This window comes from Methylosinus sp. DMC45, from assembly GCF_056313885.1.
Genome location: NZ_JBQUZK010000007.1, coordinates 1 through 26780 on the forward strand (window position 1 = coordinate 1; position 26780 = coordinate 26780).

The window sequence follows — 26780 nt, forward strand, 5'->3', positions numbered from 1 at the left end:
CGAATCCAAAACGGTATTACGGCGCAGGGCAGCCCGCCGGACCGTCGGCTCCTCCAGACGCCTTCTCGCCCAGACGCTGGCGCGACGCCTTCGCCGACGTTCGAAACCCTCCTTTCCTTCAATCCGACAGTGCCGGCGCGCTCATGGCCGCCGCCCGTGGAACCCGGCGCTTTGTTCCCGCACGCACGCCGTGCGGCGACGGGATAGGCCGCGAGCGAAGGGATTGCGTGGCTGAACGAGAGGTTCGCCGGTAGACCACCGCGGCCGCTTGCCCGATCGGAAGTCCTTGCTCCGAATTCTTATGAGACACTGAAAATCGAAGCGCCGCGCCATGTTCCGCCTTTGGCGACAGCGCGCGCTCGAGCAGTCGCCGCGCATTCGCGCACTCTGACGCACGCCTTCGACGCGGGGAAACAAGAACGCCCGCCCCTGGTCGGGGGCGGGCGCTTCAATTGTTTGGAAGGATCGTCAGGCCAGTATGTCGCCGACGACCTTGCCGTAGACGACCGTCGGCCGTTCGGCGCGGCCGGCGCGCAGATAGACGGTCTTCAGATGATCGAGGCCGAGCAGCTGAAGCACGGTCGCATGCAGATCATAGGTGTCCACGGGATTCTCGACCGTCTTCAGGCCGATCTCGTCGGTCGCGCCATAGGTGAGGCCGTGCTTCAAGCCGCCGCCGGCGAGCCATTGCGTGTAGCCCCACGGGTTGTGATCGCGACCGTCGCCGCTCTGGCCATAGGAGGTGCGGCCGAATTCCGAGGTCCACACGATCAGCGTGTCGTCCAGCAGCCCGCGCGCCGCGAGATCGGCCAGCAGGCCGGCGATCGGCTTGTCGATCGCCCGCGTGTTGGCGCCGTGATTCTCCTCGAGCTTGCGATGCGCGTCCCAGTTCTTATTGTCGTCGGTGATGCCGTCGACCGGACCGGACACGACCTGGATGAAGCGCACGCCGCGCTCGACCAGACGACGGGCGCGCAGCAGCGCTGTGCCATAGTCCTTGGTGGCGTCATTATCGAGACCGTAGAGCGCCTTGGTGGCCGCCGTCTCCTTGGAGAGATCGACCGCTTCCGGCGCCGAGCTCTCCATGCGATAGGCGAGCTCATAGGAGCGCGTGCGCGCCTGCAGCTCGGTGTCGGACGGAAGCGCGCCGGACTTGTGCTCGTTGAGCTTCTGCAACAGGTCGAGATTGTCGCGCTGCTGAGCGGCGGCGATCAGCTCCGGCTTGTCGAGATTGAGGATCGGCGACGCGCCGGGGCGGAAGGCCGTGCCCTGATAGACGGCGGGCAGGAAGCCGGAGCTCCAATTCACCGAGCCGCCACGCGGCTCGCGCTTGCCGCTATAGAGGACGACATAGGGCGGCAGATCGGGATTGGCCGAGCCGAGCGCATAGGTGATCCAGGCGCCGAGCGACGGCCGGCCGGGCGTGACGTCGCCGGTGTTGAGCTTCAGGATCGAAATGTCATGCGTCGCGCCGACCGTGACGCTCGACTTGACGAAGGTGATCTTGTCGGCGTGCTGCGCCAGATTGGGCAGCAGGTCCGAGAACCACGCGCCGCTCTGGCCATACTGCTTCCATGTGCGCTTGGAGGCGAACAGCTTGCCGGCGCCGCCGGAGGTGGTGACCTGAAGGCCTTTGAGGAAGGACTCGGGAACCTCCTGGCCGGCGAGGCGCACGAGCTCGGGCTTATAATCGTAGAGGTCGAGCGTGCTCGGCGCGCCATCCATATGCAGCCAAATGACCGACTTTACCTTGGGCGCGAAATGCGGCTCCTTCTTCGTCAGCGGATCCACGAAGGTCGCCGCCGCCTGCGCGAGGGGAACCGAGAACACGCCGCCGCCCGGCATGAAGCCGTTCAGCGCCACGCCGCCGAGGCCATATCCGGCGTTGAACAGCCATTCTCGTCGCGTCTTGCTCATGATGTCTTTCCCTTTCTTCGAGATGAACTTTGCGATTGTCAGAAGCGGTAGATGAACTCGTTCGAATTCGCGACCGTATGCACGAGGTCGACGAAGGCGGAGGCGCGGATCGGATTGGCGATGCTCACGTCCTTTCCGGTCGGCACGGCGATCGAGAACTTGCCGTCGGAGGGCTTGGCTCCGATGAGCTTCTCATGCTCGTCGAGAAAGGCCTGGAGCAGCGATTTCTCGTAGGCGTCGGGGCTGCGTGAGAACAGAATCTGATAGAGCCGTTCTATGCGCGCGCCCTCGTCGGCTCCCGCCTCGCGAATGACGCGGCCGGCGAGCGCCTGCGACCATTGGAAGACGAGATCGTTATTGACGAGCGTCAGCGCTTGCAGCGGCGTCGTGGTGACGTCGCGCTTGCTGTGCGCCTGCTGCGGATTGTTGAGGTCGAAGGTTTCGAGCAGCGGATAGGGAACGCTCCGCCGCGCGAAAATATAGAGGCTGCGCCGATTGATCTCGTGCGGATCATTGGACGCTTCCCAGGCCGGCCCGACATTGAGATTGGCCGGCAGCGGCGGATAGACTGCCGGGCCGCCGATCGCGCCCTCGAGACGGCCGGACGCCTGCAGGAAGGAGTCGCGGATCTGCTCGGCGTCGAGCCGCTTGCGCGGGAAGACGGCGAGCAGCTTGTTCTCGGGATCGGCCGCAGCGACATCCTCGCGATGCGCCGACGATTGCCGATAGGCGCTCGACAGCAGAATCTCGCGATGCAGCTTCTTTATGCTCCAGCCGCCGTCGACGAAGCTGCTGGCGAGATAGTCGAGCAGCTCGGGATTGCTCGGCTTGTCGCCGGCCTTGCCGAAATCGCTGACCGTGCCGACGATGCCCTTGCCGAAATATTCGTTCCACACGCGATTGACGAAGACGCGCGCGGTGAGGGGATTGCTCGGGCTGGTGAGCCAATTGGCGAGCGCCGTGCGCCGGCCGGATGAGGTGGCCGTCGGCGTGATGGCGGGCGTCTCGCCATTGGCGAAAGCCTCCGGGAAGGCAGGCTGCACCTCATCGAGCGGCCGCTCGTGATTGCCGCCGAAATAGATGTAGGTCGGAGGGGCGTCGGAATGTCCGAGCTCGGTCGCCGCGGTGAATGTATCGGCGCCGCGCGTCGGCTTGAGCTTCTCGAATTTCTTCAGCTCTTCCGTGAGCTTCTGATATTCGGCCCATTTCGCCACCGCCTCCGGCGTGTGGTCGGGGCTCTGGACGTCATTGGCGATGTCGCGCAGATAATTGGCCAGCGCCGGCTGATCGGTGACGACATCCGCTCGATAATTGACCCAACGGTCGAGCGCGTTCCACTCGGATTTCGGCTTGACGAGCGAGACGCGCGCATCGGGATTGTAGCGCTCCTTGTAGAAGCTGGAGGCCTTGTCGCGAATCTGCGCGATGATCGCCTTCTGCTTGTCGAGAATATCTTTCGCTGCCGTCTCATATTTGGCGAGCGCCTTCTCATAGGCGATCTCCTGCTCGCCCTTGGCGGCGGGGATTTTCTCGTCGAAGGCCGTGTTGGCGAAGAAGGCCTGCAGCGAGAAATAATCTTTCTGCGTGATCTTGTCGGACTTGTGGTTGTGGCAGCGCGCGCAGCCGACCGTCGTGCCGAGGATCGCCGTTCCGATCGTGTCGGTGATGTCGGTCGTGATCTGATATTTGCGGCCGATGAGGTCGCGCGCATTGGGATTGTCGGTGTAGCTCGCCAGGAAGCCGGTGGCGACGAGCGCTTTCTGATCGCCGGGCGCGATTTCGTCCGCCGCGATCTGCTCCTGTATGAAGCGCGAATAGGGCTTGTCCTCGTTGAAGGACTGCACGACGTAATCGCGATAGCGGAAGAAATTGGGACGCGTCACATCGTTCTGGAAGCCGGCGCTGTCCGCATAGCGCGCGAGATCGAGCCAGCGGCGCGCCTGTCGCTCGCCGTAGCGCGGCGAGGCCAGCAGCCGATCGACGAGCTTCTCATAGGCGTCCGGCGAGGCGTCGTTCACAAAGGCCGCGACCTCCTCCGGCTCGGGAATGAGGCCCAAGACGTCGAGCGTCGCGCGGCGAATGAAAGCCGAACGGTCTGCATCCTGCGATGGGGAGAGCTTCGCCGCTTCGATCTTCGCGAGAAGGAAAGCGTCGATCGGCGAGCGCACCCACGCCTTGCGCTCAACCTCGGGGATCGCCGGGCGCTGCACGGGCTGATAGGCCCAATGCGGACGCGACGCCGCGCTCGAGCGGGCGGGGCCGGACGTGGGCGCGACATCCGCCGCTATGGCGATCGTCGCCGTGGACGCGCCGAGCATCAGCGCCAACAACATGTTCTTCATTGGTTTCTTCATCTCGTCATCCCCAACGGCAATTCGTCTCGGCGATGCAGTCCCGACCGACCGCCCGGACCAACGGCCAGCGCAGGGATCGCACCGCGGCCAGCCGGATACATATTCCTACTAGAATGATGTACTTTTAACAAGCGTAGAGTCGACGGAATCCAACATTAAAGACATCGAGCAGCGCCATCGTCGCCATCCTCCTATAAACTCCACAGGAAAACAGGAGTGTCGAATCCGTCGCCGTCGCGGCTCGATCGCGATCGCGGTTTCCAGCGTGTTTCGGAGGCGAAGCGATCGCTTTCGATCGACAGCCGATCGGCGGCGAGCGTCATGCGAGATCGCTCCGTCGGAACAGGATGAAAGCTCTATCGATCTCGAAGGGCGAGGCATGCGGGAGACCTGCGCGAATCACGCGGTTGCCGGTCGATCGGTTGGGCGCCATGACGGCCGCTCGCGTCGAGGAGCCCGCGCCGATTTCGCGCTTGCCCGAGACCGGAATGATGACGCCCGAGAGGAGCCTGCCGGACTCGGGTGCGGGCGGCTCCGAGCATCGAAGCGCGCCCAAGGATCATCTTCGAGGCTTTTCGCGTTCCGCAAAAAGCGCGTCGGGATGAGGGGAGCGCGTTTGCAGGAACGAAACAATCACCCGAAAGCCGCATCACATGAAAATGCCGGGCGTGATTCGATTGCGCGCGCGACATGCTCGATCATCGCGAGCTCGCGAGGCGCCCGCTGACGCGCGGACAGTCCGCAGATGCGCCTGAATTCGTGCTTTCGGAGGGAGAGGCGCAGGGGCTCGGAGCCGAAAAAATTCTGGTGCCGCAAGAGGGATTCGAACCCCCGACCCCATCATTACGAAAGTGGAAGGGAGGGGGTTCGAAGCCTTTGTTTTCAAACATTTATCTGATTCGAAAATCGCGATTTTCGCCTGCATTTTTCGTATAGCCGGACTATAACCGGACTATCGACCTACTCCCTGTAGGGAATAGCTACCGCCGGAGTGAAGGCCGGACCTCCGAGTCTGAACTCGACATCGACCCGTCCCCGAGCCCTCTCTCTCGACACTCTATATAATATATGGTGCCACGCGCTCCCGCCGATGCGCAGCGCGAGCGCCCGGCACTGGGCAAGGGGAAGCCGCCCGATCTCTGGCCTCGTCTCCCTCCCGTCTCCTACTCCCTACAACCGACGCGATTGGAGCTGGCTGAGAGTCGGGCTGAACAGGTGGCATATGTTGTGCCACCTGTCGAAAAGGATGGCCGAGGCCGCAAGAAGGGAAGCAACCAGACACCACAGGCTGGAAGCAAGGCCGCATCGCCAGTGACGAGTCCAGATTCGTCACTTTGATTTTGGGCCGCTAGTTGAGATTTCTTTACTTTTTATCAGATTTAATTTAATATTCTTGATAGTTCGAAGGCCATACAGCGTCATCTAAAACATCGTCTTGCCGAAGCGCGTGTTTCTATGACAAATGTGGCGGCGACCAATCGGGGATTGGCTCGTTTTGATCTATGAATCTTTCCTGTCATCAAGGCAATGGCAGGTCAAAGAATAGATCGGCTCAAACTAACTTCCGACCGCAGGCCATCTACTCCTAGCTAGACGGTCGGAACAGCGCGGCGAAGGACAGAGATTTTTTTGAGTCCTTCTGAGAGAGACCTTCGCCGCGCTTCCTCCTAATTCAGTTTCGCGCTGCTGCTCAATCTCACTGTCGGGGCGAGTCCAGCAGAAAGGCGCGAAAGCGTCGTCATCCCCGTGGGCATTGCGGGCGCTCCTGAAATGATGACGACGACAGCGCGCGGCTACCACCTGAGCCTTTAGCTTCAAGGCGACAACAATGGTGGTAGCCGCGCCTCCCATCAACGGATCATCAATGAATCAATTCGACGGCACCATTCTCCTAAACAAGTCAGAAATCGCCGCCACGCTCGGCGTGAGTCCGTTCCTTGTGCGCAAGCTCGTCACCTTGCCTGATTTCCCCGCTCCGATCGTGCTCCACCTCCGGCCGCTGTGGCGACTCGACGACGTGCGCGCATGGAAACAGAAGCGCCTCGACGCGAACAAGGCGGCGTGATCGATGACCGCCCTTCCTACGACTCTACAATTCACCGCCGGCTCTGACGATAGCGCCACCATCATCCGGCTTTTCACGTCGGCAGAAATGGCTTTTGCGCTTTGCCACAACGTCAATTCATTTAGGGCGTTTCGAAAGTTTCATCCCGACTTTCCGCGCCGCGCCATCTACCACGATGCGACGATGTTTTATGACGTTCGTAAAACGCGCGATTGGCTCGTTTCGCGCGGCTTCGACATCAAATTTTTCGATTTGAGAGTCGCTCAGATTCTTGCTCGCCCGGCTCCCCCGCGTGTGAGGCTTAAGAAGTGACTCCAGCGCAAGGGAACGGCAGGGAGGCGCGATCATGAGTAGCACTCTTCAAGTCACAAAAGGCGACAGCCTCTCATACGCCGGCAAGCTCTCACTCCCTGCTGGCACATGGCGCGCCGAGGCCGGCTTCATCGACGCACGCACACCCCTCTACGGCCGCTATGCGATCGATACTACTCTGACGCTGGTAGGCCCTGACGCCGCCGACAGCGCGCGCAACATTTGGGCAATCGTCCTGAGCGCGTCGGCAGAGCAGACAGCGGAATGGCCGGCCAGTCCGCCCCCCGGTTTTCGCGCGGCGATCAAATTCATCGACGACTCGTTACCGCCGATCGAAAAGACATCCGAGCCGTTTACGGTCGAGATCAGACCGCAGGTTCTCGCGTGACAGAGCCGCTAATCAGTGTCGAGCTTGTCGACAGGCTGGCGCTACCGCGTCTCGTCCTGACGAGCAAGCTGGCGCTGCCGACCATCGCTCTGACGAACGGTCAAAACGAGATCGTGATTGCCGAGCCGACGACTCCCGTCGTGCTTACGAATCCCGCTTCGCCTGTCGCCGTCACGCTCGCCGAAATGTTTCGCGGTCCTCCCGGCGATGTAGGCACGCGAGCGCTGGTCTCTCTGGTAGCCGGACAAACTGTGCCGGGTCATCGCGTCGTGATGTTCGATGCAAATGGAAATGGCGTCCCGGCCGATCCGACGAATCCTCTTTATGCATTCGTCGGAATCTCAATCTCGGGCGCGAATGTCGGCAGCACATTCGAGGCGCAGCTCGCCGGCTTGATCGAAGAGCCTTCATTCGCCTTCACGCCACTTTTGCCGATCTTCGCCGGCCCGAACGGAACTCTCACGCAGACGCCTCCGACGACTGGAATCGTCCAGATTGTAGCGCTTGCGCAGTCCCCAACATCAATTCTCGTCTCTCCACAAACTCCGATCATCTTGAGTTAGTATATGGCCGCCGAATCCCACACAATCACACTCTCAATCGACGCATCATCCGGCCGCTCTGAGCTGCAATCGCTCAATCGAGCGATCGGCGATACGACCAACGCTCTGCGTCAGCTCAGCGCCTCAGCAGGCGGCGGCAATGCGTTCGCTTCATTGTCTCGCGGCCTGTCATCTGTTGGCAGCAGCTTTGAATCGCTGAAGCGCCAGACTTCCGGCGGCTCGGGATTGAGCAATATCAGCCGAGAAATCTCTACCCTCAGTAGGGGGATTCCCGTCGCTGCCAGAGAGCTGATTTCTTTGACTCTGGCATTCGGCGCATCGAAGTCGGTTGTGGCCTTGTTTGCTGGCGCGCTCGGCTCTGTGGCGCTTGCTGACTTCGCTAAGAGCGTTTCGACAACAGGGAATTCGCTGCTCAGCTTCAAGATTGGAATCGATGCTGTCGCGACCTCTTCAAAGGAGTCCAGCGACGCGCTCGCGTTCATTCGTGATGCTGCTACTCGCATCGGCGCTCCATTGGACACAGCTACCGATGCGTTCAAGACTCTCTATGTGAACATGCGCTCACTCGGTCGCCCGGCCGAAGAGATCATGAAAGTCTTCTCCGGCTTTCAGACTGCCATGACTGCGTTGCACGTCTCGGCTCGCGACCAAGCGTTGTCATGGCGCGAGATCGCCGAAACCTACTCCCAAGGGGTAATACATACCCGGCAGGCAATTCTTTCACTTGGATCGCACGTCCCTGGTATGGCTGCCTTGCTTCAAGAGTCGCTCGGCGTCAATGGCGGCAAGCTGCATGAAATGTTCAAGAATGGCGGCCTGCCCTTGGAGACCTGGACGAAGGCCGCCGATATCCTATCGAAACGCTACGGCGCACAGCTACCTGAAGCGTTCCGCCATTCGCAGCAGCAGATTGTCGCGCTGTCCAATGAAATGGAGAAGCTTCGTCAAATCTCATTCGATAGCGGATTCGATTCTGGCCTCACGACTCTCTTGAAGAGTCTACGTTCGGCCTTCGGCTCCATCGGCGGAGCTGACTCCATCGGCAAGGCGATCGGCGAGGGCTTCCGCGTTGCGTTCGTGTCAGCATCGATGCTGCTCGACAAGATCGTCCAGCTAAAAGAACCAATCGTCGCGATCGGCGGCGCAATCCTTGGATGGAATGTCGCAGTCGCAACGATTCGCCTCGCTGCTGGTGCCGTCGCATTGCTCTTCACCCCGCTCGGCCTTGCCGCAGCGGGAGCAATCACTCTCGCGTCGAGTTGGGATTCACTGAAGAGTGTGTTCTCAGGCTCCGACGCGAATTTCAACGCGGGAGCTGAAGCGATCAAGCGCCTTACTGGTGGATGGATCGACCTTCACGGCGCAATCAAGGGCGCTATCGTCGCATGGGAATTCGCTAAGGACTTGCTCGCGGGAAAAGGCATTGACGCATCACGCGTCCTCGCGACGCAAGCCGGCAATGCTTTCGATGCTGGACAATATGGCAAGAAGTCCGGCACCTCGTTTGCCGACTCCTTCGTCGAGGGCGCATCGACTCTTTTCAAGAAGCTCGACGACCTCGCCGGCAAGCACCTACCAGGACGCGACTTGGCTAAGTCACTGCGTGAAGAATGGACGCAGCTTTATAAGGATTCAGCGCCGAGCGATTTTCACGGCGGTGGCGACTACAAGGGCAATGCCGAGCGCTATGGCAAGCCCGATTTGAGCATGTCGGAAGCCCTCTCGAAAACTTTCGACAAACTTCAGCCGACCATCGCCGCACTGAAGGAATATAAGACTCAGCTCGACTCCATTGCCCAGATGAAGGGTAAGCTCGATCCGCTTGGCCACATCATCGATGATGCTGCTGTAAAGCGATTGAAGGAAGCAGCTCGCTCCGATGCGTTCGAGTCAGCGTTTCCGATGGCGTCAAAGATTCAGGATCACCTCGACGAATTGAAGGCCACTGCCGACTTGCTCGGAAACAAGAGCAGCAAGTCCGACCTTCAGGTTGAGAAGGAAGTCCTTCGCGAAGTGAACGCACTGAAGCGCAAGGGCGTCGAGATTCGTGATGATGAAGTCGACGCGCTACGCAACATCTTGTCGATTGAGAAGGAGCTTGCCAAGGGAGGATCAAACGGCCTCACGCAATGGGCAAATTCTCAGAAGTCCGCCATCGATGCGATGAATGATAACATCAAGAGCGGCCTCGATTCACTGGCAGATGGGATCGCCAAGGTGGCGACCGAAGGCAAGGGGAAGTTCAAGAACCTCGGCGAGGCGATCCGCTCCGAGTTCCGCGACATTACGAAGAGCATCGCATCGAACTTCCTGAAGGCTGGAATTCGCGACCTTATGGCGCAGGGTATCAAGGGCCTGAACCTCGACTCGTCCCTCTCCACCTCACTTACCAAAGCCGTCAACGGCGGACAGTCGATTGTCGATCGCGCCAATGGGCAGCTCGACGACGCCCTGAAGAATGTTGCCGAAGCAAACATCAATGCAGGAGTCGTCAATCTGACGGCTTCCGGGATCAATGGACTCGGCGGCGCTTCTGGCCCCGACTCCTTCCGTCCTAACGGCACAAACCCTCTGGCGGCGGGAGGCGTCGAGCCTAAGAAGTCCTCTAACATCGCCGATCAAATCGGCGTGAAGCCTCTCACTGACTCCAGCCCGCTAAAAATGCTGGACGGAATCACCCGCATGTCGACACGTCCAGGAACCGATATGGTTCACGTCAACGGCCAGTTGAAGGACATTCTCGACAACGCATCGAAGTCACTTCCTGAAGGCTGGCGCGCGCAATTCGTCTCGGGTTTTCGTCATACAGGCGCGATCAATCCGAACTCGCTGCATGATCGTGGACTCGCAACTGACGTTCAGCTTTTTGACGATAAGGGCAAGGCACTGCCGAACTACCAGAACGCTGGCACCTTCCGCGACTATGAAAAGTTTGCACAGGCGGCGAAGCGTTATCAGATGGAGCGCTACCCTGATTTGAATGACCGCTTCGCGTGGGGCGGCTATTACGGCGGGCGTGGCGGCCGCGCGCTCGGTTATGGCGGCGCGGACTTGATGCACTTCGACCTTGGCGGCAAGCGTGGTCGAATGGGTAATTGGGATGATGGATTGACGGCGGGGCGTGGTCTCTATGACACGACGGATAAGCCATCAGTTGGAATGCGCAAGCTGATGGAAGGCCGTTCAGCATTTGACGACACGACGCGGGAGACCGCACTCGAACGCCAGATGCGCGAACAGCGAGAGAAGGAAAAGGCGAATCGGTCGGGTCCAGATTCCTCGGCTGACATTGGTCGCCAGAGCAACAGCACGGCAAACGACCTCGCCGGCCTCGGCACCTCGATTGCCAAGCTCGGCGCTTCGGGCAAGGCGACGGCTCCGGCCATCGTCAATGTCGCCGAGTCGGTCCTGAAGCTCCTATCTAACCTCGCGTCGAGCGGCGGGAGTGGCGGAGGATCGGGCGGGTTGCTGTCTGGTGCTGCTGGCCTCATTGGTGGCTTGTTCTCGGAAGGCGGCTACTCTGGTAGCCCGGTCTCGACGACCTCACTCCCGGCGAGCTTCTGGGCTGGCGCACCAGCGTATTCTGAAGGCACGCCGAACACGTCGGGAGGTATGCCAGCCATCCTTCACGACAATGAGGCCGTCGTGCCTTTGTCCCGTGGACGTGAAATCCCCGTCCAGCTCAACGGCGCTGCTGGTGGCGGTGATACGACCGTGAACTACCACATGCACCAGTCGATTCAGGCCAAGGATCACGACAGCTTCCGCCGCAGCACGGGGCAGATGGCCGCCGACTTCCACAAGATGGCGGCGCGCATGCACGTTCGGAACAATTGATCGGCTTAAGGGGATAAGCGGACTTCAGTCAATGAATGAGACGCTCCCCCCTTGCGCTCGGCGAGGGCTGAAGCTAGCACAATACGTGAACACAGATTCTCTGGAGCGCGGACAGGCTTTCAGCGCGTGTGCTTTCCTTTGGCGACAGGTTTCTAACATGAGAATTGAACGCTCCGGCCCTGTGCGCAAGCTCACCCCGCGATTGGAGCGCTTCTTTGTCGAAGCACTCCAAGGCGAACCGCTCGACGACGTTCAGAAGGCAAGCGAGCGTAAAGCAGATTTCAGGTGTCTCCGGGGGTTGCTCGCGATCGAACTCAAGACCCTCGAAAAAGACGCTTCCGATCGACTCGACAATTTGTTTAACAAATTTCGCGATCAACCGGACTGGCCTCATTTCTTTGGTTCAGCTCCAATCGACTCCATTCTGAAGCACATGGAAGAGCCAAACAAGCTTAAGCAGCGTGTCGTGGATATAATTGGCCGGGCAATCAAAGACCATATTAGCAAAGCTGATAAACAGCTCGCGGCACACGAGAAGAGGTTCCCCCGCAAGAGCATGGTAAAATTGATGGTCCTCGCGAACGAGGACCATGAAGTTTATGATCCACAGATCGTGATTCGGATCGTATCTCATTTTCTCCAAAAGAGAGAGAATGGTATTCCACGCTATAATAACATAGATGGCATTATATTTCTTAGCGAGCGACACGCGGCTTCCGTCAACGGACATATCGGTGTGCCAATTGTCTGTATTGAGGGTGCCTCTCTCGAAACTGAAACTTGGAAATCAGAGATTGTTGACCTGTTCATCTATCGTTGGGCGAGGTGGAGTGGTTTGCCACTTTTCACTGAGCGTGGCGTGAGGTTTACAGCGATCGAACATATTCCAGATGAGATGAAGCGATATGAAAAGTGGGAGCTTGATTATAGACGTGAGCCATACATGCGTGCATATTCGCAGGAGAAGTTGAGAGAGCGCTTTGATGACCTAAACTGTATTTGGTGTCTTGCCTTTCTAAAGAAATCACCTCTGAAGCCAACCCGCACACAAATCGAATGGTGCTTGTCACGCGGGTCGCATATGATGTTGGAAATGGGATGGCGCGGTATCACGCTCGCTCAGTTTAGAATCGAACCCACACGCCTTGCCGACGCAGCGAAGCGCCTGCGCTTTCCTCCAATCGTTATTGAATGGTTTCTCAGCGACATGGGGCGTGACTCCTGAACGTCGCCCGGCTGCTCGATCGCCTCGCCCATAGAGAGCTGACGATCAAGCGCCGATTGTCGCTTTATGGCAGCGTCACGCCGCCCCGCTTTTCTCCGGCGAGTTGTGCCACCACATCCACCGAGAGCAAGTCGAGATTCTCCCATAGTGGCACGTAGCCGTTTTCGCTTCGAACCTCGATGCTCTTGAACAATTCCGATTGCCGAGCGCTCTAGGTCGCGCTAGGAAGACTAGCCCTCTAGCGCACCTCGCGCGCCGGCCCTCGCACTCTCCGCAAGCGAGCCTCGGTAACGACACGGCAGCGGTTATCCCGAAAAGGGGAACGCTGAACCATGTCGAACAACACTCTTAAAATTCGTGAAGATCGCGCCCGCCGTGCCTTGGCGAAGGCTGGTTATCGTCTTTGTAAGACGCCCTCGCGTTCATGGCTGCGGAGCTACTATGGTCCCGGCTATGAGATTTATGACGATCGCAATAACCTCGTCGCCGGGAGATACGATCATCCTTACGCGCTGAAGCTTGAACAGGTCGAGGATTATGCCAAGCAGCCTTGGCATTGACGAATGGAGGTCGGGGCCAGATTCTGACCCCGACCATTTCGTCAAACTTTCTCTAGCGAAGCTTAAACCTCCGCGCCCTCGATATCGTGAGATATCAGGCGACGATATTCATCGATTTTCAGAAATTCTTTATGTGCTTGCTGCGGATCGATGCCGTCACGAACTACCATCGTGTGAAAGTCGATAAAGATTCGGGCGGCTTGCTCAGGTTCGGAGTATTTTTGAGTCTCGAAAAAGCAAGCCCCCGCCGAGTATGAGTAGATATCCGACCAACCACTTTTATCTGGGTGAATCCCAACTTCGACTCGTGCTACTGTATCCGGCTTGGAGCGTGAGTTGACTGGCGTCCAGCAATACATAGCTCGCTTGAACTCCATAGCACCTACTCCTTCTATTTACGCGTTGATGTTGTTTATGAACGCGATATTTCATGCTCCAATCGCTTGGAGTCTGTTCCATGAAAGTTGAGCTTTACCGTCTGATTATCCAAGACCGTAGCGAAATCAAACTTCATGTAGCAGGAAAGGCGCTCTAAGCGCTCAAAATAGTCAAAGTGACTTTCTGGCCCGTCATTATAAAGATAAAGTCCCGTATCACTTGCCCATACGTTGTCTATTTTACGCGGGTCTTTCGTAAAAATTACAACTGGTATAATATCTCCGATCGCTGGATGATGATAGTTCATAGATGATCGCAAGCCTCTGTAATCTCTATTACGTGGTTCGTAAACATGCTTAGCATTATCGCACTTCAATTCGAAGAAGCAATAAGGGAGATTATATCTGACCCAGTGATCAAACGCAAATACCTTACCTACTTTGTCTTTTGACAACATGAGGACACCTTTATCACTGGACGATTCAAGCCGCCATATCGACTCGTCATTTTACTTCGGTCTATGGCGGCCAACAAGGACCGAAGATTAGTTTTCCCACTCCAGCGCTCTCTCGGCCTGTTCACAGCAGCGTAACGCCTCGGCGAGTTGTCGACGAATGTCCTGAAGGATCAAGTGGGCGTCGAGTTCAGATTCGACCGAGTCTCCCGCCCTGTCCGCCGCCTCGGCGAGAATGGGAGCGATTTCGACAATCGACTCTGAGAAGAGGTCGAGAGGTCGGCGCTTGAAAATAAGCAAATTGGACATGCTGAAGACTCCTGCACAAGGAGCTATAAGGCTGACGCAGCTATCAGCGGGAGTCAACACATGTTTTCAACGACTTATGCGTCATGAAGTCTGACGTTTGCTTTCCAGAATGTCAGGAATGCCAACACTCGACGGAAAGACGCGCACGCGGATTCTGAGCCGCCGCGCCATAAATCTTGACATTTTGGAGTAACCAGAGCACTATCCGCGCATCGGTTAGCGAAACACAGCAAGCCGCAACTCGCCCCTCGCCAATAACATCCATTCTGCGAAGCGATTTGTCAATAGCAAAAAGTGACGAGGATATAGAATGAACCAAAACAGCAGCGCGTCCGCCCTGCCATTTCCGACCAACCGCCTAATCCGCTGGCGTGAGTTTCGGGAGTTTCTCGGCGTGAGCGACAGCCAAATGCACAACCTCTCGAATGACGGGCAGCTCCCGCCGTTCGTTCGCATCGGGCGCGGAAAGTTTTTCGAGCCGGGCGACATCATCAATTGGCTCACGGCGCGAAAGCAAGTGGCCTAAACCAGGAGAACCTATGTCAGAGAAGTTTCACGCTGCAATTTTCAAACTGATTCAGAGCGTCGGTTGGAAATATAGTCAGAAGGCAATCACCGACGCAGCCGAGCGCTTGAAGCAAGAAGGCTTTTTCGTCGACGAAAGAGGCGAGGTCACTTCGCCTTCTGGCGAGTTCTTTGGAGCGGCAATCGCCCGCGTTTGGGAGGAGCCGGCACCTGACGCGAAGCCCGCGCCGACCATCGTCAGCACGCCAGCGCAGTTCGCCGAGTCGAAGACGATCTTCGATGCACAGGCTCGCGAGCGCCAGCTTACCGAAATGCTCCAAACACAGCAGACATTGAGTCCCGCTGCCCTCGGGTCTGCCAATCCAAGAGCGCCCGTCTCGCCTGCCGAAATCGAACGCGTGACGGGGCTGTCACCGGCCGCGTTCGCGAAGCTCGACCTCGAACGTCGAATGGAGATCGAAAACGAAGTGAAGTTCAGTCGAGTAACAAACACGCTCGTCTCGCTTGCCGAGATCGAACGCGTAACGGGACTGTCACCGGCCGCGTTCGCGAAGCTCGACGTCGAACGTCGAATGGCGATCGAAAACGAAGTGAAGTTCAATCGCGGGACGGAGGGCGCGCGATGACCGAGCAAATCCTTGATCCGAACTCGCTGAACGACAAAACGACTCCGACGTTCTCCGAAATCATCGTCTTTAGCGGGAACTCGCCTGAGACGTGGCTCGCGCTCACTGACGATCGTAAGGCCGAGTGGTTGCGTGTGTGGTTCGTTCGCAACGGAGGGCCGGCACAGTGAGCGACTCTCTAATTCGCCCAAAACTGCAATCGCAGTTCGGCCTCGCGGGACCAGCGCCCCGCGAGCGCCGTAAGCCGATCGATCCGGGAACGCGCCACACGCAGCCGCCTCGCCGTGGTCCTCGCTTCGTCACTGAGCCCGAGCCGCAGTCGCACGAAGAGCGCATCGTTCGCGCGATCGGAGGCGATAGCAATGGCTGACGAAGAGCAGAAAATCGCCCTGGTGGATTTGCTCCATTTTGCGAATCTTTCGCCGGAAAAATTCGCGCACCTGAAGCCGGCGGAGGTCGCTGCGCTTGAACAAGCATACCGTGCGAGCGAAGCCAAGGCGGGCGCTCTGGAAAAAGAACAAGGACGCGGAGGGCGCACGAAGTGAGCGCCCTCAGCATCCTTTCGACGTCCACACACGCGGTTACATCGGCGCCCTACACGTTTCAGCCCGACGCTGGAGTCGCCGACCCGAACACGCAGAATCCTCCGAAGCCTTGGCTTGTTCGCGTTTGGAGCGACGTGAATATCTGCATTCGCGTTGATGGCCAGCCGGCGACGCAGGCTGATTTCCCGATCGCGGCGGGTCTGCATGGCGAGCTGATCGCTTTGCCTCCGGGTGGATCGATTAGCGCCGTCAAGCAGGCTGGCGAAAATGATGGAGCCGTGTGGTTCGCGCACGTCAAGCGCCAATGAGTGAATCATTCATTGTCGTTTTCATGCGTCAGTTTCCGCAGATCGCCCAGTTGCTCGACGAAACTAACTATCGAATCGAGATCACACTTCATCATAGTGACGTGAATGCGCCGACCATCGTGATCTTCAAGAACCGCGAAGGTCGCGGGTTCGGTCTCCATTGGAATATGGAGCGCGCCACTCTCACGGGACTCCGCTCGCGTCACTTTGATGCGAGCGCGCCGGATCATCATCCGGCAAATGAGAGCTTCCTGGTGGAGCTGCGGCGTCGATTGTCGGCTGAAGGCGCGACGTTCGAAGAGGTCGCCGGCTCGGTCTCACATAAATGGAAGCAGGCCAGTCATAATGTCAAACGCGCGCTCCATCGGCGCGCATTCTAACAGGAGTCAAAAATGTCCAATGATTTGTTCAATGACACGCTCGACGATGCTGAAAATCCCGCGCCGCTCGCGCGCGATTTGAAGGCTGCGATCGATAACGCAAAGGCGGTAGTCGGCCCATATACAGGTAACGTAGGTCCAGCACATACATCGTGTGGTCTCTACACTATCGCCAGCGCCGTGCTGATCGCTGGTCGACTCATTGCTGATGCGATCCGCGAGAGCGGTGACAAGACGGTGAAGTCGCTCGACGAAATCGAGTCGGCGGTGATTACGACCTTGTGAGTGAGCAAAAAAGAAGGCTCGCGGATGGACGAAATCCGCGAGCCGTAAAGACTTCAACCTTTGCCCCGAGAGGGCATTTAACAGCGAAAAGATCATACGCTATGTCTGCGTCTTGTGTAAACGAAAATGTGCTGAACGCCAACGAATCTAACAACGATTCGCTCTATGGCTTTTCAATCATCGATCGCGTGGAGTCAGCTATCGTGCTCCACGATTGGCCTGAAGCCTTCCTGGCCCAAAAAATCGTATGTTCTCTTGCACCTCGCGCCGAATGGTCGGCGCGCGATGAATGGGACGGCGGCGGAAAGTGGGGGTGGCAGCGAGTCGACATGGACGTTGTGACGCTCCGCACAGCGTTCGCGCATCCGGTCATCAATCAAAGAAAGGGCGGCAACATCTTCGCGCCGTGCGAGCTGAAGAGCGGAGCACGAACCAAGAAGAGCGTGCAAGCGATCTATGCAATGACCTTCGACGTTGACAATGGGCAGACCGAAGAGGATTTGATCCGCAAGCTCGAAGAGTTCGGCGCGTGTTACATCACCTACACATCGCATTCGAACGGTAAGACGAGCGACGTGATTCCGCTGAAGAAGCTTCGCGGTTTTGATCCTGCTTTCTCCGACAATCCGACCGACGATGACATGCGCCGTTTCCTTGTCGCGCCGCGCCACAAGGATGGTAGCGGAAATGAAGGAGTCGGTATGGGCTATTGGCCTTCGTTCGCCGCAACGGCGAAGATCGACTCGATCGTCACCAACGAATCCGGCGAGACTATCGACATCAAGATCAAGCACGATCCTATCAGCAAGCTGCGTATCGTATTGCCGCTTGCTCAGCCGTTTGTCATTGATGGGGAGAATCGGACGAGTTCAGAGGGTGCATGGAAGGCGGCTTACGTTCACATCGCCAACAAGATCGGTGTTTCCTACGATCATTCATGCACTGATGTGACGCGCGGCTTCTATGCCGCTCGCGCGAAGTCGCTCGATAATTATCGCTCTATCATCGGCGGAACGACTCCGTTTGTTTTCCCGGAAGTCACGCCCGAGATGATGCGCGAAGCCGGAGTCGTCGGGCGCAGCAATCGGGGGAAAAGCCAAAAAGCAAATGCCGTTCCGCACGTCGAGGGCGAACCGGATTTCGAGGATTTCCTCTGGCGTCATGGAAGTGAATTCGACGTGTCAACTTATCTCGACGCGCTGGGATGGCAGATCAAGGGGCTTCCTGATCCATTCCGCAAGAGCATAATTGAATGCCCGAATGATGACGCTCATACTACCGCTCATTGGCCGAATGACACGGGCTGCGTTGTCATACCTCCCGATATTGCGGACAGCGGCACGGCAACAATTACCTGTCAGCACGACGGCTGCAAGCAACGCAAGTATGGAACAGCCGACTATCTGCGCATGATCTGGCAACGGCAGAATGCGGCTTTGGTGGAGGGCAGCGGCTCGTTGCCGGCACCTGAAGAGTTTGTATACGAGCTGATGGAGAACGAACAGGAATCGGCCGACGAGCTGCCTAGCGTGCAATCGATCGAAACGCCGAACGCGGTGACGAGCACGTCAGCTAAGGCTGTCGTGGTTGAACCACAGCAGCGCAACTACAATAAGACAAAGAAGCTTCTGAACGGGACTCGCTTCGCTCTTAAAGATGACAAGGACGGCGCGCGAATCGAAACGCTGAATAAGGAAGGCGAACCTGTTTGGGTTTGTAGTGCGTTCAATGTGCTCGGCTCGGCACGAGAGAACGATTCCGATGAATGGGGCGTGCTCATCGAATTTTATGACGATGACGACAAGGCGCATCAAGTGCTCATCAACATGAGCGAGCTTCAGGAAAAGGCGGGTGCGGTTCGTGGGCGTCTTGCCGCGAAGTGCTTTGACATCTACGCCAATACCCGCACGGACTATTTCTATAGTCTCATGGTGACAGCCCGCAAGCGTGCGCCAAAGCGTATCCTCACGGTTCATAAGCCGGGGTGGGTGAACGATCGCCTCTATGTTGCGCCGGACGGTTCAGCGTGTAGTGGTGGTGGTGAAGTGAATGAGCCCGTGCGTTACGACAACCCGCCGCTTGTCAATTCTCGCGCCGGGACACTCGACGGCCAGCGCGAGGCGTTCAAGATCGCTCTGGAACATGGTGGCGTTCATCACCTGATCGGCATTCTGGCAGGATGCGCGGGTGTGGTCGTCGATTTCATCAAGGCGGATTTGAATCCACTTGTGGCCTTTACGGGAGACTCACGTCACGGCAAGACGATGGCGATGTTGCTCGGCACAGCATCGTTTAGCAAGCCGATTGTCACGAAGGGTAACGACGTTAGCCTTATCCGCTCGCTCGACGGCACCGTGAATGCGCCGGAGGCATGGGCCGAGGCGTCGCACGGTTCATTCCTCGGGCTGGACGAGGCGCAACGCTATCAGAGCGACTTGCAACAGCTCATCTTCAAGATTGCGAGCGGTAGCGGGCGTGGGCGCTTGACTCGTAACTCTGATCTGCAAAAAACACGCGGATGGTATCTGTTCGCACTCATGTCGGCGGAGCGCGGCGTAATTGAGATCGTCGAGAAGAGTCTGAAGGAACATGCGGCGGTCGGTATGACGGCGCGCTTGATCGACATCGATGTGACGCAGGCGAAGCGTATTCCAGATGCAGAATTTGTGAAGATGGAGGCGCTGCTCAACGCTAACTATGGCCATGCCGGTCCCCACTTTGCAAATCATCTGATCTCGGCAAACGAGACTCCTGAAGACATCCGCGCCGGGATCATCGAGCATGTTCGCGAGCTGGCGGGTGAAAATCCGACTCCGCTCATCCGTAATACAGCTTGGGTATTTGGGCTTCTGTTGGAAGTCGGCGGGATCATGGTTGAAGCCGGCCTTTTGCCAAAAGGCAGCGGCATTCGTGAACGCCTTGGCGCGGCTTGGCGCGAGTATCTGTCGAGCGCAGAAGCGGAGGCGTTGAATCCCGGCGACAAGTCGATTGATACGCTCTTCGAGAACCTGTTCGCCAAGATGGGCAACGGCGTCTACGAACTCGACGACACCGAGCGCCACTACAAGGAGGCGTTGGGTTGGTATGAGCGCAATGGTAACTCCTATACTTTCTATGTCCGCAACACCGAGATTGCCGGGCTTGCAGGCGGCTCGCAGAAGCGCAGCGCGCTGACAAAGGCGCTGAAGAAGAAAGGTTTGTTAGTTCCAGCGACCAATGCCAGCGTGCACAGCCGCCTTCCCGGTGGCGAACCGATTGGCCATTACAAGTTGACGTTTACCGTCGCGCCGGAGGCTCCTCCGGTCTAATGGCGCACCGTCTCTGGTCTTGTCCTGAAAGGGCGGCATTGTTTCGACGCTGCCGCCGACTTTTTGGTTTCATGGAAAACGGAATCCATGAAAGGTTTGAGATCAATGAGAAGAATAGTTTTGTAAATCAAATGGTTGGGTGTGATTCATGGATTCATGGGTTTTTTTGAGATAGAGAGAGAGGTGGAGAGGGTGTCGTGTGTCCGCGGGCCTCGGTTGCCGGTTCGGCGCTGTGTATGGGCGGTGTGTGTGTATCCCCCTTCTACCTTCTCTCTATATTTTCCGAATCAATGAATCCATGAGTCATGTGAAAAACGCCCGGTTTTCCGGGCTTTTCGGCCTCATGGATTGTTCATGGATTCGTGTTTTCGATTCCATGATCCATGAAAAGGTTTTCCATGAATGGCGGTAAGCCGCCTGTGCGGTCGGTTGAGTGTTCAGTTCGATCGCCGGCCCGAACGTCGCGGACACAGGGCGGACAGTCCAGAGGTTCGATCCGCCTCATGACAGCTACGCGCGGGATGGTCGAGCGCCTGTCGCTCTATCGAGCGCACAAGGTGTCATGTCCAGAAGGTCCAGTCTCCCGCCTCAGTGACCGCCGCCGATCACCGCGAAGACGATCGGGTGTCGAGTGGCGAATGCCCACATTGCGCTAATCCCTGCATGAAATCCGGGCGGTCAATCGGTCGGCACCGCTGGCCCAGATTCCGAATAGATCATGGAAAAATGTCACTTTGACAGTCTATATACCTGTCCAACGGCCGTTTTCGCGGACCTACCCGATACCAACCCATATGGGTAGCAATGTCCCACCCGGTGGCGTCCATATGAAACGCAGGCCAGCACGAGAGTCTATATCTAGTGCATGTCTGGCCTCGACATACTATATCTAGTCTCGACCCCCGCTTTTTCACGCCTCGCCGGCCTCTCCCGGCAGGGGAGGGGAGGGGACTTGCCACCACTTCCACCCTATCGCCAGTCCGACCACTACCAACGGACGCATAATCCATCGCGTGAGGTCTCGAAGGGTGGGAGCAGGGCGATTTTCAGCGGGTTAACGTGGTTAACGTGGATTCGCTGATTCCACATTATGGAACCTAAAGCCGAAGCGTTGCGAAGTGGTCACGATCGAGTTCAGAAAATCAAGGGGCTACGGCCTACGCGAGGCGATTTCCCCAAGAAAATCCTCTGGTAAGGTTAACAGGGACCCAAGGCCGTCTCCCATACGGCCCTACCCGCGCGCCCCTACGAGCGGCGTCTACCTAAACCTTACATCGATCATGAGCTTGACGCGAGGCGCTCCGATCGCCTGACTCTCTGCTGTCAACAAAGGAGTCACGTCCAGCCATGCCACGCCTAGCACGAGGTCCATACCTAAAGCTAAGAAAGCAAAAGAAGAACGGAGAGAAGGCCGCGCGGTCGATTTGGTATATCATCGATGGAGACAAGCGAGAGTCGACGGGTTTCACTGCAAAGGAAACGATAAAAGCTCAGGAAAGGCTCGACACCTACATTAGATCGCGCTTCATCAAGAAGCCATCGCCCGACTATTACGTTCAGCAGGCGCTCGAACTTTATGAGCGCGACGTTATGCCAAAACACACAAGGCCAGCCGATACGAAAAAATACCTTCAGCGTCTTCTAGAATTCTTCAAAGGCCGGACCTGTGACGAGGTATCTCGCGAGACCTGCACGGCCTATGAGCGATGGAGGACACACACAGGCAAGCCATTCCTTGGCGAGCCTCCTAGAGACCGTCGCCCGGTCAAACCTACATCAGCCCGCCGGGAACTCGCGACCCTTCAGGCGGCGCTCAACTACGCCTTTGAGTCGAGGAAGCTGAAGCATCCAATCGCTGTGACGCTCCCGCAAAAGTCCGCCCCTCGGGACCGTTGGTTGACGACCAGCGAGGCCGCCCGGCTCGTCATGGGCGCTCTGGGCTGCGTCATGGCTCCCTACAGTGATCTAGAGACCAAGGCCGAGCGCTGGACGATTTGGAGGCGGGAGGAGTCGGTCGTAAGTCGGCACCTCGCCCGCTTCATCCTGATCGGCTTGCGAACTGGCACTCGGCACGACGCCATCAACGGCCTGGGCTGGTATCCCCACGCGGACGGCGGTCATTTCGATATCGAGGGGCGGCTCATGTATCGAGCAGCCTCGGGCGCGGTCCAGACAAAGAAGCGCAAGCCGCCGGCTCCAATTCCCGACAAGCTCCTCCGGCACCTACGGCGCTGGAAAAAACAGTCTGATAGCCGCTTTGTCGTCGCCTACACGCCGGCCACATCCGATGACGACGACAAGAAGAAGCCTGTGGATAAGAGGGAAGACGCCAAGCTCGGACGTGTGACGAAGGCGTTTAACCGAGCCGCTGCCCGAGCTGGTCTCGGTCCCGATGTGACGCCTCACATTCTCCGGCACACGTGCGTTACGTGGCTCATGCAGGCGGGACGCTCGGCTTGGGATGTGGGCGGCTTCGTCGGGATGAGCGCTCAGATGGTTCAGGACAATTATGGCCATCACGCGCCGGACTATCTCCGCGAAACAGCCAACGCTCAACCCACAGCGCGTTTTTAGCGGACTATAACCGGACTACGATTTTCCAGATTTCTGTAAGTTCTTGATTTTACTGGTGCCGCAAGAGGGATTCGAACCCCCGACCCCATCATTACGAATGATGTGCTCTACCAGCTGAGCTATTGCGGCGTTCTCTGGATGGGCCGTGGCCCGTCCGAGGCGTTCCTATTAGCGGCGCCGAATGGGTTTTTCAAGCGCCTACGGCCTTGTTCGTCAAAGCTCGTTGCGAGAAGAGCGGCTGGGCGCAGGCGAAAGGCTCGCCAGCGCCTGGCCGCGCAGCTGATCCGCCTCGGAACGGGCCTTTTTGGCGTCGGCGCGCGCGGCCTTGGCGGCGCGGCGATAGCGGCCATGCGCCACCCAGGACGATAGGCCGCCCGCCAGCACGCCCAGCGCGATCGCCGCCAGAACCACGAGATAGAGCGGCGCCTCGAAAGACGGCCCGCTCTCGCCCGCGCCCGGAAACGGGTCCAGGAAAATCTTCACCGGCCCGCGATTCGCCACCGCGAAATATAAGAACACCAGCCCCAGCGGAACAAAGACGAGAATGCGCAGAACCGATCTCATGTCACCTTCCTACTTCGTCCGCCGCCCTACGGAAGGGTCAGCCGTGGGCGTCGTTCAGCCGCTCGCGCATTTCCTTGCCCGTCTTGAAGAAGGGCACGGATTTCTCCTCCACCGAGACTTGCTCGCCGGTGCGCGGATTGCGACCCGTGCGGGCCTCGCGCCGCTTCACCGAGAAGGCGCCGAAGCCGCGCAGCTCGACCCGGTCGCCGCGCGCGAGCGCCAGTGTGATCTCGTCGAGAATCGTGCTGACGATCGTCTCGACGTCGCGCTGATAGAGATGCCCATTGCGGGCGGCAATTCTTTGGATGAGTTCTGATTTGATCATGCGACGTTCCAGTTCTGCCGACTTGACCGCATCGATCGGAGCCTCAATCGGGCGTGGGAGCGTGCCAAATCGCGACCATACCGTCAAGCAGCCCTTGCTGCGCGAGAAGGCCGGCGCGTTCCAGCGCGTCGGCGAAGGCGGAAAGTCCCAGCGTCCGCGACACGGACGCCATCGAATCGACGAGGCCGAGCTTTTCCAGCGTGCTCTTCTCTTTCCAGTCGCGCACCGGCAGCTTTTTGGCGACGCCCTTATTGGCCTCCAGCCATTCGATCGCCTCGCGCTCGCCGCCGAGCTTGTCGATGAGCTTCAGCGGCAGGCTCTGGCGGCCGGTGAAGACGCGGCCGTCCGAGACCTTGGCGAGCTCCTCGTCGGTGAGCTTGCGGCGATCCTTCACCAGCTGCTTGAACCAGTCGTAGGAATCGGCGACGAGCGCGGCGATGGCCTCGCGCGCGGCGTCGCTGGTCGGCTCCAGCCCGTTGGGCGCGGCCTTCAGCGGCGAGGATTTCACCTCCTCCACCTTCACGCCCACCGTGTCGAGCAGGCGCGAGACATTGGGGAATTGGAACAGCACGCCGATCGAGCCGACGATCGAATTGCCTTGCGCGAAAATCTCGTCGGAGGCGATGGCGGCGATATAGGCGCCGGAGGCGGCGAGCGTCCCGACGACGGCGACCATGGGCTTTTTCTCGGCGAGGCGGCGCAGCTCGTCATGGAGCTTCTCGGAGCCGGTCGTGGTGCCGCCGGGGCTGTCGATATTCAGCAGCACGGCGCTCGCATGTGATTCGCCGATCGATTTGATGAGATCGAGCGTCGCCTTGTCGCCGGTGATGAGGCCGCTGATCGACAGGCGAGCGATATGGGGCGACAGCTTGGCGGCCGGGCTCGGCCCGCCGTCGCCGAATCGCGCGAAGGCCGCGAGGCCGGCGAGGGCGACGGCGACCACGGCCAGGATACGCCAATAGCCGAGCTTGCGGCGAAGGCGGCGACGATCGATCAGATATTCATTGGGAAGCGACATGCCGGGGCTCGGGCTCGACAGAAAGGGGCGCGACACTCGTGAGACTAGCCTGTTTCGCGCCGGGAGGGAATCGGCCGCGCGCATTCGCGCCGCACGATCGATGGAATTGCAAAATCGCATAAAAAATTGCAGTTTCGTCGCAGATGGAAGCCTCGGGGAGCATAGGGAAATTGGTCTCGCCTCGCCTTTGTTCGCGTCTCGCTGTCGCGCTCGCCCTCGTCGGCGCCGCTTTCTCCGCCCCCGCGGCGAAGGCGGCGGGCTGGCATTATTATGATCCCGAGTGCCCCATGGCGCTCGGCGCCGGCAAGACGATGAAATTCGTCGCCATGCAGCCCAAGAAGAACATAGATCGCGTCTGCGATGTGCTTCCCGACACGGGCGCGACGGTGATCGCGCTGGACGCGCCGGACGCGGAATTGCGCGAGATGAATTGGGATATTCGCGTCGTCCGCGACGCCGAAGGCGATGGCGAGCCGGCCGAGAGCGACGCTGTGATGCGCTTGCCCTCGCAGAAGTTTCGCAATGGCATGGTCAATTTCGACGTGAATATTCAGACGGCGGGCAAATATGCGCTCTATGCGCGGCTCACGAGCGACGATGGCGCGAAGGAATATGTCGGCCGCCACCATTTCACCGTGGGGCTGATCGACAATACGGAATTCTATGCCTACGTCTTCTTCGGCCTGCTGGTGGCGGGCGTCGGCGGACGCTTCGGATATGTCGCGCTGAAGAAGAGGCAGGCCGCCTGACCGCGCGTTTTCACCTCGCCGTAGAGGGGTTGCCGAATGCCCCGTCCTCGTCCCCGCAGCGTCTTGGCCGGGCTTGTCCCGGCCATCCACGCCAGCGCACGCCAGCGCACGCCGAGGCGTCTTGAAAGTTTGATGTGACGCCGAAGCTCGTCTAGGGCGCTCGCCGCAGGGCGCCGCCGTCGATGGCGGGCGCTTTCCTTTCGTTTCTCAGCTACTCGGCGTGGATGGCCGGGACAAGCCCGGCCAAGACGACTGCAGAAATTCGCGGTGTGCGAATGCGAGCGGCGGTCCGACCCTCCCCCTCGAGCCCTTCAGCCTTCCACCACGGTGAATTCCAGCGGCACGCCATTGGCGAGCGGCGTGGAGCCGCCGGCCTTGGCGTCGGCCAGACGGTCGAGACGGATCAGCGCCAGGCCCTCGCCGCCCACGGCCGAGCCGGTGACGCCGATCTCCACCTCGCCGGCCTTGATCGTCGTGCCCGGCGCCGGGGCCGCGCCCTCGGCGTGGAAAGTAGCGACGCGCTTGCGCACTGGGCCGCGATGCTTCATGCGCGAGACCACCTCCTGGCCGAGGAAGCAGCCCTTCTTGAAATCGACGCCGGCGAGGCGATCCATATTCGCCTCATGCGGAAAAGCGTCGCCATAGACGAAATCGAGGCCGCCCTCGGGCGCGGCGGCGGCGATGCGCTTGGCGTCATAGGCGTCGCGCGGCGCGGTGGCGAGCGTTCCGGCGATCTCGCGCGTCACGAGGCCACGCCAGCCGAGGCTCTCCGCGCGGGGGTCCGCCGCGAGGGCGATGGCGTCGATCGCCGGCTTGGCGGTCGCTTCGGGGAAGGCGACGCTGGCGTAATCGGCGCTGCGGTCGGTGAGCGTCACAGCGGCGCGCAGCTTGTAGAATTTCAGACGGTCGAGCAGCGTCTCCACCATATTGGAGGCGCAATCGAGCAGCAGCACGAGCCCGTCCTCGCCGACGCGGGCGAAGATGAAGAAATCGACGATGATCTTGCCTTGCGGCGTGAGCAGCGCCGCAAAGCGCAGCTCGCCCGCCTCGATCGTCTTCACATTCTGCGTGAGAATTCCATGCAGATATTTGGCGGCGTCGGGGCCGGCGACCTCAACGACGCCCCGGTCCGAGAGAAGTGTGGCGCTGGTCATTGTCCGATGTGCTCCAAATGAGGTCGGCGAACCGACAGGCGCCTCTCGCGAGCGCAG

The 26780-nt window shown here is 58.9% G+C and carries 27 protein-coding genes and 1 tRNA gene; 17 read left to right on the plus strand and 11 right to left on the minus strand.

Annotated features, from left to right (window positions below; all coding sequences use genetic code 11):
• Positions 1-468: 468 nt before the first annotated feature.
• The 3 genes from ACT53T_RS02740 to ACT53T_RS02750 all read right to left on the minus strand — a co-directional run bounded on the left by ACT53T_RS02740 (position 469) and on the right by ACT53T_RS02750 (position 4594).
• A complete protein-coding gene (locus ACT53T_RS02740) occupies positions 469-1917 on the minus strand; it encodes a DUF1501 domain-containing protein (RefSeq protein ID WP_400766052.1) in 1449 nt (482 codons plus the stop codon).
• 38 nt (positions 1918-1955) lie between these two features.
• Positions 1956-4271 (minus strand): DUF1549 and DUF1553 domain-containing protein, encoded by a 2316-nt coding sequence (locus tag ACT53T_RS02745; RefSeq protein ID WP_476159917.1) that lies wholly within the window; start codon positions 4269-4271, stop codon positions 1956-1958.
• A gap of 191 nt (positions 4272-4462) precedes the next feature.
• Positions 4463-4594 carry a hypothetical protein gene (locus ACT53T_RS02750; RefSeq protein ID WP_400766054.1) on the minus strand — a complete coding sequence of 44 codons (132 nt, stop codon included), beginning with the start codon at positions 4592-4594 and terminating at the stop codon, positions 4463-4465.
• 1541 nt (positions 4595-6135) lie between these two features.
• On the opposite strand from ACT53T_RS02750, the gene ACT53T_RS02755 reads away from it, so the two are divergent.
• From ACT53T_RS02755 to ACT53T_RS02780, 6 genes are read left to right on the plus strand one after another with little or no spacing between them, the layout of a single operon-like run.
• Positions 6136-6336: a helix-turn-helix transcriptional regulator gene (locus ACT53T_RS02755; protein ID WP_476159919.1), complete on the plus strand. Its 201-nt coding sequence runs from the start codon at positions 6136-6138 to the stop codon at positions 6334-6336.
• Positions 6337-6339: 3 nt separating this feature from the next.
• Positions 6340-6648, plus strand: coding sequence for a hypothetical protein (locus ACT53T_RS02760; protein WP_476159921.1), 309 nt, complete (start codon positions 6340-6342; stop codon positions 6646-6648).
• A gap of 34 nt (positions 6649-6682) precedes the next feature.
• Entirely contained in the window at positions 6683-7036 is a 354-nt protein-coding gene (locus ACT53T_RS02765; protein WP_476159923.1) for a hypothetical protein, read from the plus strand.
• A complete protein-coding gene (locus ACT53T_RS02770) occupies positions 7033-7599 on the plus strand; it encodes a hypothetical protein (protein ID WP_476159925.1) in 567 nt (188 codons plus the stop codon). Before ACT53T_RS02765 ends, ACT53T_RS02770 begins: the two co-directional genes overlap by 4 nt.
• Positions 7600-7602: 3 nt before the next feature.
• The gene (locus ACT53T_RS02775; protein ID WP_476159927.1) at positions 7603-11436 is read left to right on the plus strand and encodes a tape measure protein; all 3834 of its coding nucleotides are present in this window, start codon (positions 7603-7605) and stop codon (positions 11434-11436) included.
• A 31-nt stretch (positions 11437-11467) separates the two neighbouring features.
• Positions 11468-12661: a hypothetical protein gene (locus ACT53T_RS02780; RefSeq protein ID WP_476159929.1), complete on the plus strand. Its 1194-nt coding sequence runs from the start codon at positions 11468-11470 to the stop codon at positions 12659-12661.
• A 64-nt stretch (positions 12662-12725) separates the two neighbouring features.
• On the opposite strand, the gene ACT53T_RS02785 is transcribed toward ACT53T_RS02780, so the two are convergent.
• Positions 12726-12854, minus strand: coding sequence for a hypothetical protein (locus ACT53T_RS02785; RefSeq protein WP_476159931.1), 129 nt, complete (start codon positions 12852-12854; stop codon positions 12726-12728).
• 139 nt (positions 12855-12993) lie between these two features.
• On the opposite strand from ACT53T_RS02785, the gene ACT53T_RS02790 reads away from it, so the two are divergent.
• Positions 12994-13221, plus strand: a complete 228-nt coding sequence (locus ACT53T_RS02790) for a hypothetical protein (RefSeq protein WP_476159933.1) — start codon at positions 12994-12996, stop codon at positions 13219-13221.
• 62 nt (positions 13222-13283) lie between these two features.
• Here the strand turns inward: ACT53T_RS02790 and ACT53T_RS02795 are convergent, their stop codons facing one another.
• The gene (locus tag ACT53T_RS02795) at positions 13284-13598 is read right to left on the minus strand and encodes a hypothetical protein (protein WP_476159935.1); all 315 of its coding nucleotides are present in this window, start codon (positions 13596-13598) and stop codon (positions 13284-13286) included.
• Positions 13599-14143: 545 nt separating this feature from the next.
• Positions 14144-14362 carry a hypothetical protein gene (locus ACT53T_RS02800; protein ID WP_476159937.1) on the minus strand — a complete coding sequence of 73 codons (219 nt, stop codon included), beginning with the start codon at positions 14360-14362 and terminating at the stop codon, positions 14144-14146.
• Between the two features lie 310 nt (positions 14363-14672).
• Between ACT53T_RS02800 and ACT53T_RS02805 the strand changes: the two genes are divergently transcribed.
• The 9 genes from ACT53T_RS02805 to ACT53T_RS02845 all read left to right on the plus strand — a co-directional run bounded on the left by ACT53T_RS02805 (position 14673) and on the right by ACT53T_RS02845 (position 22913).
• A complete protein-coding gene (locus ACT53T_RS02805; protein ID WP_476159939.1) occupies positions 14673-14888 on the plus strand; it encodes a helix-turn-helix transcriptional regulator in 216 nt (71 codons plus the stop codon).
• Positions 14889-14901: 13 nt separating this feature from the next.
• Positions 14902-15513: a hypothetical protein gene (locus ACT53T_RS02810; protein ID WP_476159941.1), complete on the plus strand. Its 612-nt coding sequence runs from the start codon at positions 14902-14904 to the stop codon at positions 15511-15513.
• The gene (locus tag ACT53T_RS02815) at positions 15510-15683 is read left to right on the plus strand and encodes a hypothetical protein (RefSeq protein WP_476159943.1); all 174 of its coding nucleotides are present in this window, start codon (positions 15510-15512) and stop codon (positions 15681-15683) included. The genes ACT53T_RS02810 and ACT53T_RS02815 overlap by 4 nt, the downstream gene beginning before the upstream one ends.
• A gap of 192 nt (positions 15684-15875) precedes the next feature.
• Positions 15876-16058 carry a hypothetical protein gene (locus ACT53T_RS02820; protein ID WP_476159945.1) on the plus strand — a complete coding sequence of 61 codons (183 nt, stop codon included), beginning with the start codon at positions 15876-15878 and terminating at the stop codon, positions 16056-16058.
• Positions 16055-16366 carry a hypothetical protein gene (locus ACT53T_RS02825; RefSeq protein ID WP_476159947.1) on the plus strand — a complete coding sequence of 104 codons (312 nt, stop codon included), beginning with the start codon at positions 16055-16057 and terminating at the stop codon, positions 16364-16366. The genes ACT53T_RS02820 and ACT53T_RS02825 overlap by 4 nt, the downstream gene beginning before the upstream one ends.
• Entirely contained in the window at positions 16363-16746 is a 384-nt protein-coding gene (locus ACT53T_RS02830; RefSeq protein WP_476159949.1) for a hypothetical protein, read from the plus strand. Before ACT53T_RS02825 ends, ACT53T_RS02830 begins: the two co-directional genes overlap by 4 nt.
• 12 nt (positions 16747-16758) lie before the next feature.
• Positions 16759-17031 carry a hypothetical protein gene (locus ACT53T_RS02835; protein ID WP_476159950.1) on the plus strand — a complete coding sequence of 91 codons (273 nt, stop codon included), beginning with the start codon at positions 16759-16761 and terminating at the stop codon, positions 17029-17031.
• Positions 17032-17159: 128 nt separating this feature from the next.
• Positions 17160-20339 (plus strand): DUF927 domain-containing protein, encoded by a 3180-nt coding sequence (locus tag ACT53T_RS02840; RefSeq protein ID WP_476159951.1) that lies wholly within the window; start codon positions 17160-17162, stop codon positions 20337-20339.
• A 1347-nt stretch (positions 20340-21686) separates the two neighbouring features.
• Positions 21687-22913 carry a tyrosine-type recombinase/integrase gene (locus ACT53T_RS02845; protein WP_476159953.1) on the plus strand — a complete coding sequence of 409 codons (1227 nt, stop codon included), beginning with the start codon at positions 21687-21689 and terminating at the stop codon, positions 22911-22913.
• Between the two features lie 53 nt (positions 22914-22966).
• Here the strand turns inward: ACT53T_RS02845 and ACT53T_RS02850 are convergent.
• From ACT53T_RS02850 to sppA, 4 genes are all read right to left on the minus strand, one after another.
• Positions 22967-23042, minus strand: a tRNA-Thr gene (locus tag ACT53T_RS02850).
• An 84-nt stretch (positions 23043-23126) separates the two neighbouring features.
• Positions 23127-23477 carry a lipopolysaccharide assembly protein LapA domain-containing protein gene (locus ACT53T_RS02855; RefSeq protein WP_018264143.1) on the minus strand — a complete coding sequence of 117 codons (351 nt, stop codon included), beginning with the start codon at positions 23475-23477 and terminating at the stop codon, positions 23127-23129.
• 37 nt (positions 23478-23514) lie between these two features.
• Positions 23515-23802, minus strand: coding sequence for an integration host factor subunit beta (gene ihfB, locus ACT53T_RS02860; RefSeq protein WP_018264144.1), 288 nt, complete (start codon positions 23800-23802; stop codon positions 23515-23517).
• Between the two features lie 43 nt (positions 23803-23845).
• The gene (gene sppA / locus ACT53T_RS02865) at positions 23846-24820 is read right to left on the minus strand and encodes a signal peptide peptidase SppA (protein WP_476159955.1); all 975 of its coding nucleotides are present in this window, start codon (positions 24818-24820) and stop codon (positions 23846-23848) included.
• Positions 24821-24990: 170 nt separating this feature from the next.
• On the opposite strand from sppA, the gene ACT53T_RS02870 reads away from it, so the two are divergent.
• Positions 24991-25569, plus strand: coding sequence for a hypothetical protein (locus ACT53T_RS02870; protein WP_476159957.1), 579 nt, complete (start codon positions 24991-24993; stop codon positions 25567-25569).
• 311 nt (positions 25570-25880) lie between these two features.
• Here the strand turns inward: ACT53T_RS02870 and ygfZ are convergent, their stop codons facing one another.
• A complete protein-coding gene (gene ygfZ, locus ACT53T_RS02875) occupies positions 25881-26723 on the minus strand; it encodes a CAF17-like 4Fe-4S cluster assembly/insertion protein YgfZ (RefSeq protein ID WP_018264147.1) in 843 nt (280 codons plus the stop codon).
• Positions 26724-26780: the final 57 nt, after the last annotated feature.

Excerpts from the sequence above, each read along its gene's own strand:
- ACT53T_RS02755 (WP_476159919.1), top strand. The coding sequence starts at position 6,136 with ATGAATCAATTCGACGGCACCATTCTCCTAAACAAGTCAGAAATCGCC.
- ACT53T_RS02800 (WP_476159937.1), bottom strand. The coding sequence starts at position 14,362 with ATGTCCAATTTGCTTATTTTCAAGCGCCGACCTCTCGACCTCTTCTCA.
- ACT53T_RS02810 (WP_476159941.1), top strand. The coding sequence starts at position 14,902 with ATGTCAGAGAAGTTTCACGCTGCAATTTTCAAACTGATTCAGAGCGTC.
- ACT53T_RS02780 (WP_476159929.1), top strand. The coding sequence starts at position 11,468 with ATGAATGAGACGCTCCCCCCTTGCGCTCGGCGAGGGCTGAAGCTAGCA.
- ACT53T_RS02835 (WP_476159950.1), top strand. The coding sequence starts at position 16,759 with ATGTCCAATGATTTGTTCAATGACACGCTCGACGATGCTGAAAATCCC.
- ACT53T_RS02845 (WP_476159953.1), top strand. The coding sequence starts at position 21,687 with ATGCCACGCCTAGCACGAGGTCCATACCTAAAGCTAAGAAAGCAAAAG.
- ACT53T_RS02765 (WP_476159923.1), top strand. The coding sequence starts at position 6,683 with ATGAGTAGCACTCTTCAAGTCACAAAAGGCGACAGCCTCTCATACGCC.
- ACT53T_RS02820 (WP_476159945.1), top strand. The coding sequence starts at position 15,876 with ATGGCTGACGAAGAGCAGAAAATCGCCCTGGTGGATTTGCTCCATTTT.
- ACT53T_RS02740 (WP_400766052.1), bottom strand. The coding sequence starts at position 1,917 with ATGAGCAAGACGCGACGAGAATGGCTGTTCAACGCCGGATATGGCCTC.
- ACT53T_RS02795 (WP_476159935.1), bottom strand. The coding sequence starts at position 13,598 with ATGGAGTTCAAGCGAGCTATGTATTGCTGGACGCCAGTCAACTCACGC.
- ACT53T_RS02745 (WP_476159917.1), bottom strand. The coding sequence starts at position 4,271 with ATGAAGAAACCAATGAAGAACATGTTGTTGGCGCTGATGCTCGGCGCG.
- ygfZ (WP_018264147.1), bottom strand. The coding sequence starts at position 26,723 with ATGACCAGCGCCACACTTCTCTCGGACCGGGGCGTCGTTGAGGTCGCC.
- ACT53T_RS02815 (WP_476159943.1), top strand. The coding sequence starts at position 15,510 with ATGACCGAGCAAATCCTTGATCCGAACTCGCTGAACGACAAAACGACT.
- ACT53T_RS02775 (WP_476159927.1), top strand. The coding sequence starts at position 7,603 with ATGGCCGCCGAATCCCACACAATCACACTCTCAATCGACGCATCATCC.
- ACT53T_RS02790 (WP_476159933.1), top strand. The coding sequence starts at position 12,994 with ATGTCGAACAACACTCTTAAAATTCGTGAAGATCGCGCCCGCCGTGCC.
- ACT53T_RS02760 (WP_476159921.1), top strand. The coding sequence starts at position 6,340 with ATGACCGCCCTTCCTACGACTCTACAATTCACCGCCGGCTCTGACGAT.
- ACT53T_RS02830 (WP_476159949.1), top strand. The coding sequence starts at position 16,363 with ATGAGTGAATCATTCATTGTCGTTTTCATGCGTCAGTTTCCGCAGATC.
- ACT53T_RS02750 (WP_400766054.1), bottom strand. The coding sequence starts at position 4,594 with ATGACGCTCGCCGCCGATCGGCTGTCGATCGAAAGCGATCGCTTCGCC.
- ACT53T_RS02805 (WP_476159939.1), top strand. The coding sequence starts at position 14,673 with ATGAACCAAAACAGCAGCGCGTCCGCCCTGCCATTTCCGACCAACCGC.
- ACT53T_RS02855 (WP_018264143.1), bottom strand. The coding sequence starts at position 23,477 with ATGAGATCGGTTCTGCGCATTCTCGTCTTTGTTCCGCTGGGGCTGGTG.
- sppA (WP_476159955.1), bottom strand. The coding sequence starts at position 24,820 with ATGTCGCTTCCCAATGAATATCTGATCGATCGTCGCCGCCTTCGCCGC.
- ihfB (WP_018264144.1), bottom strand. The coding sequence starts at position 23,802 with ATGATCAAATCAGAACTCATCCAAAGAATTGCCGCCCGCAATGGGCAT.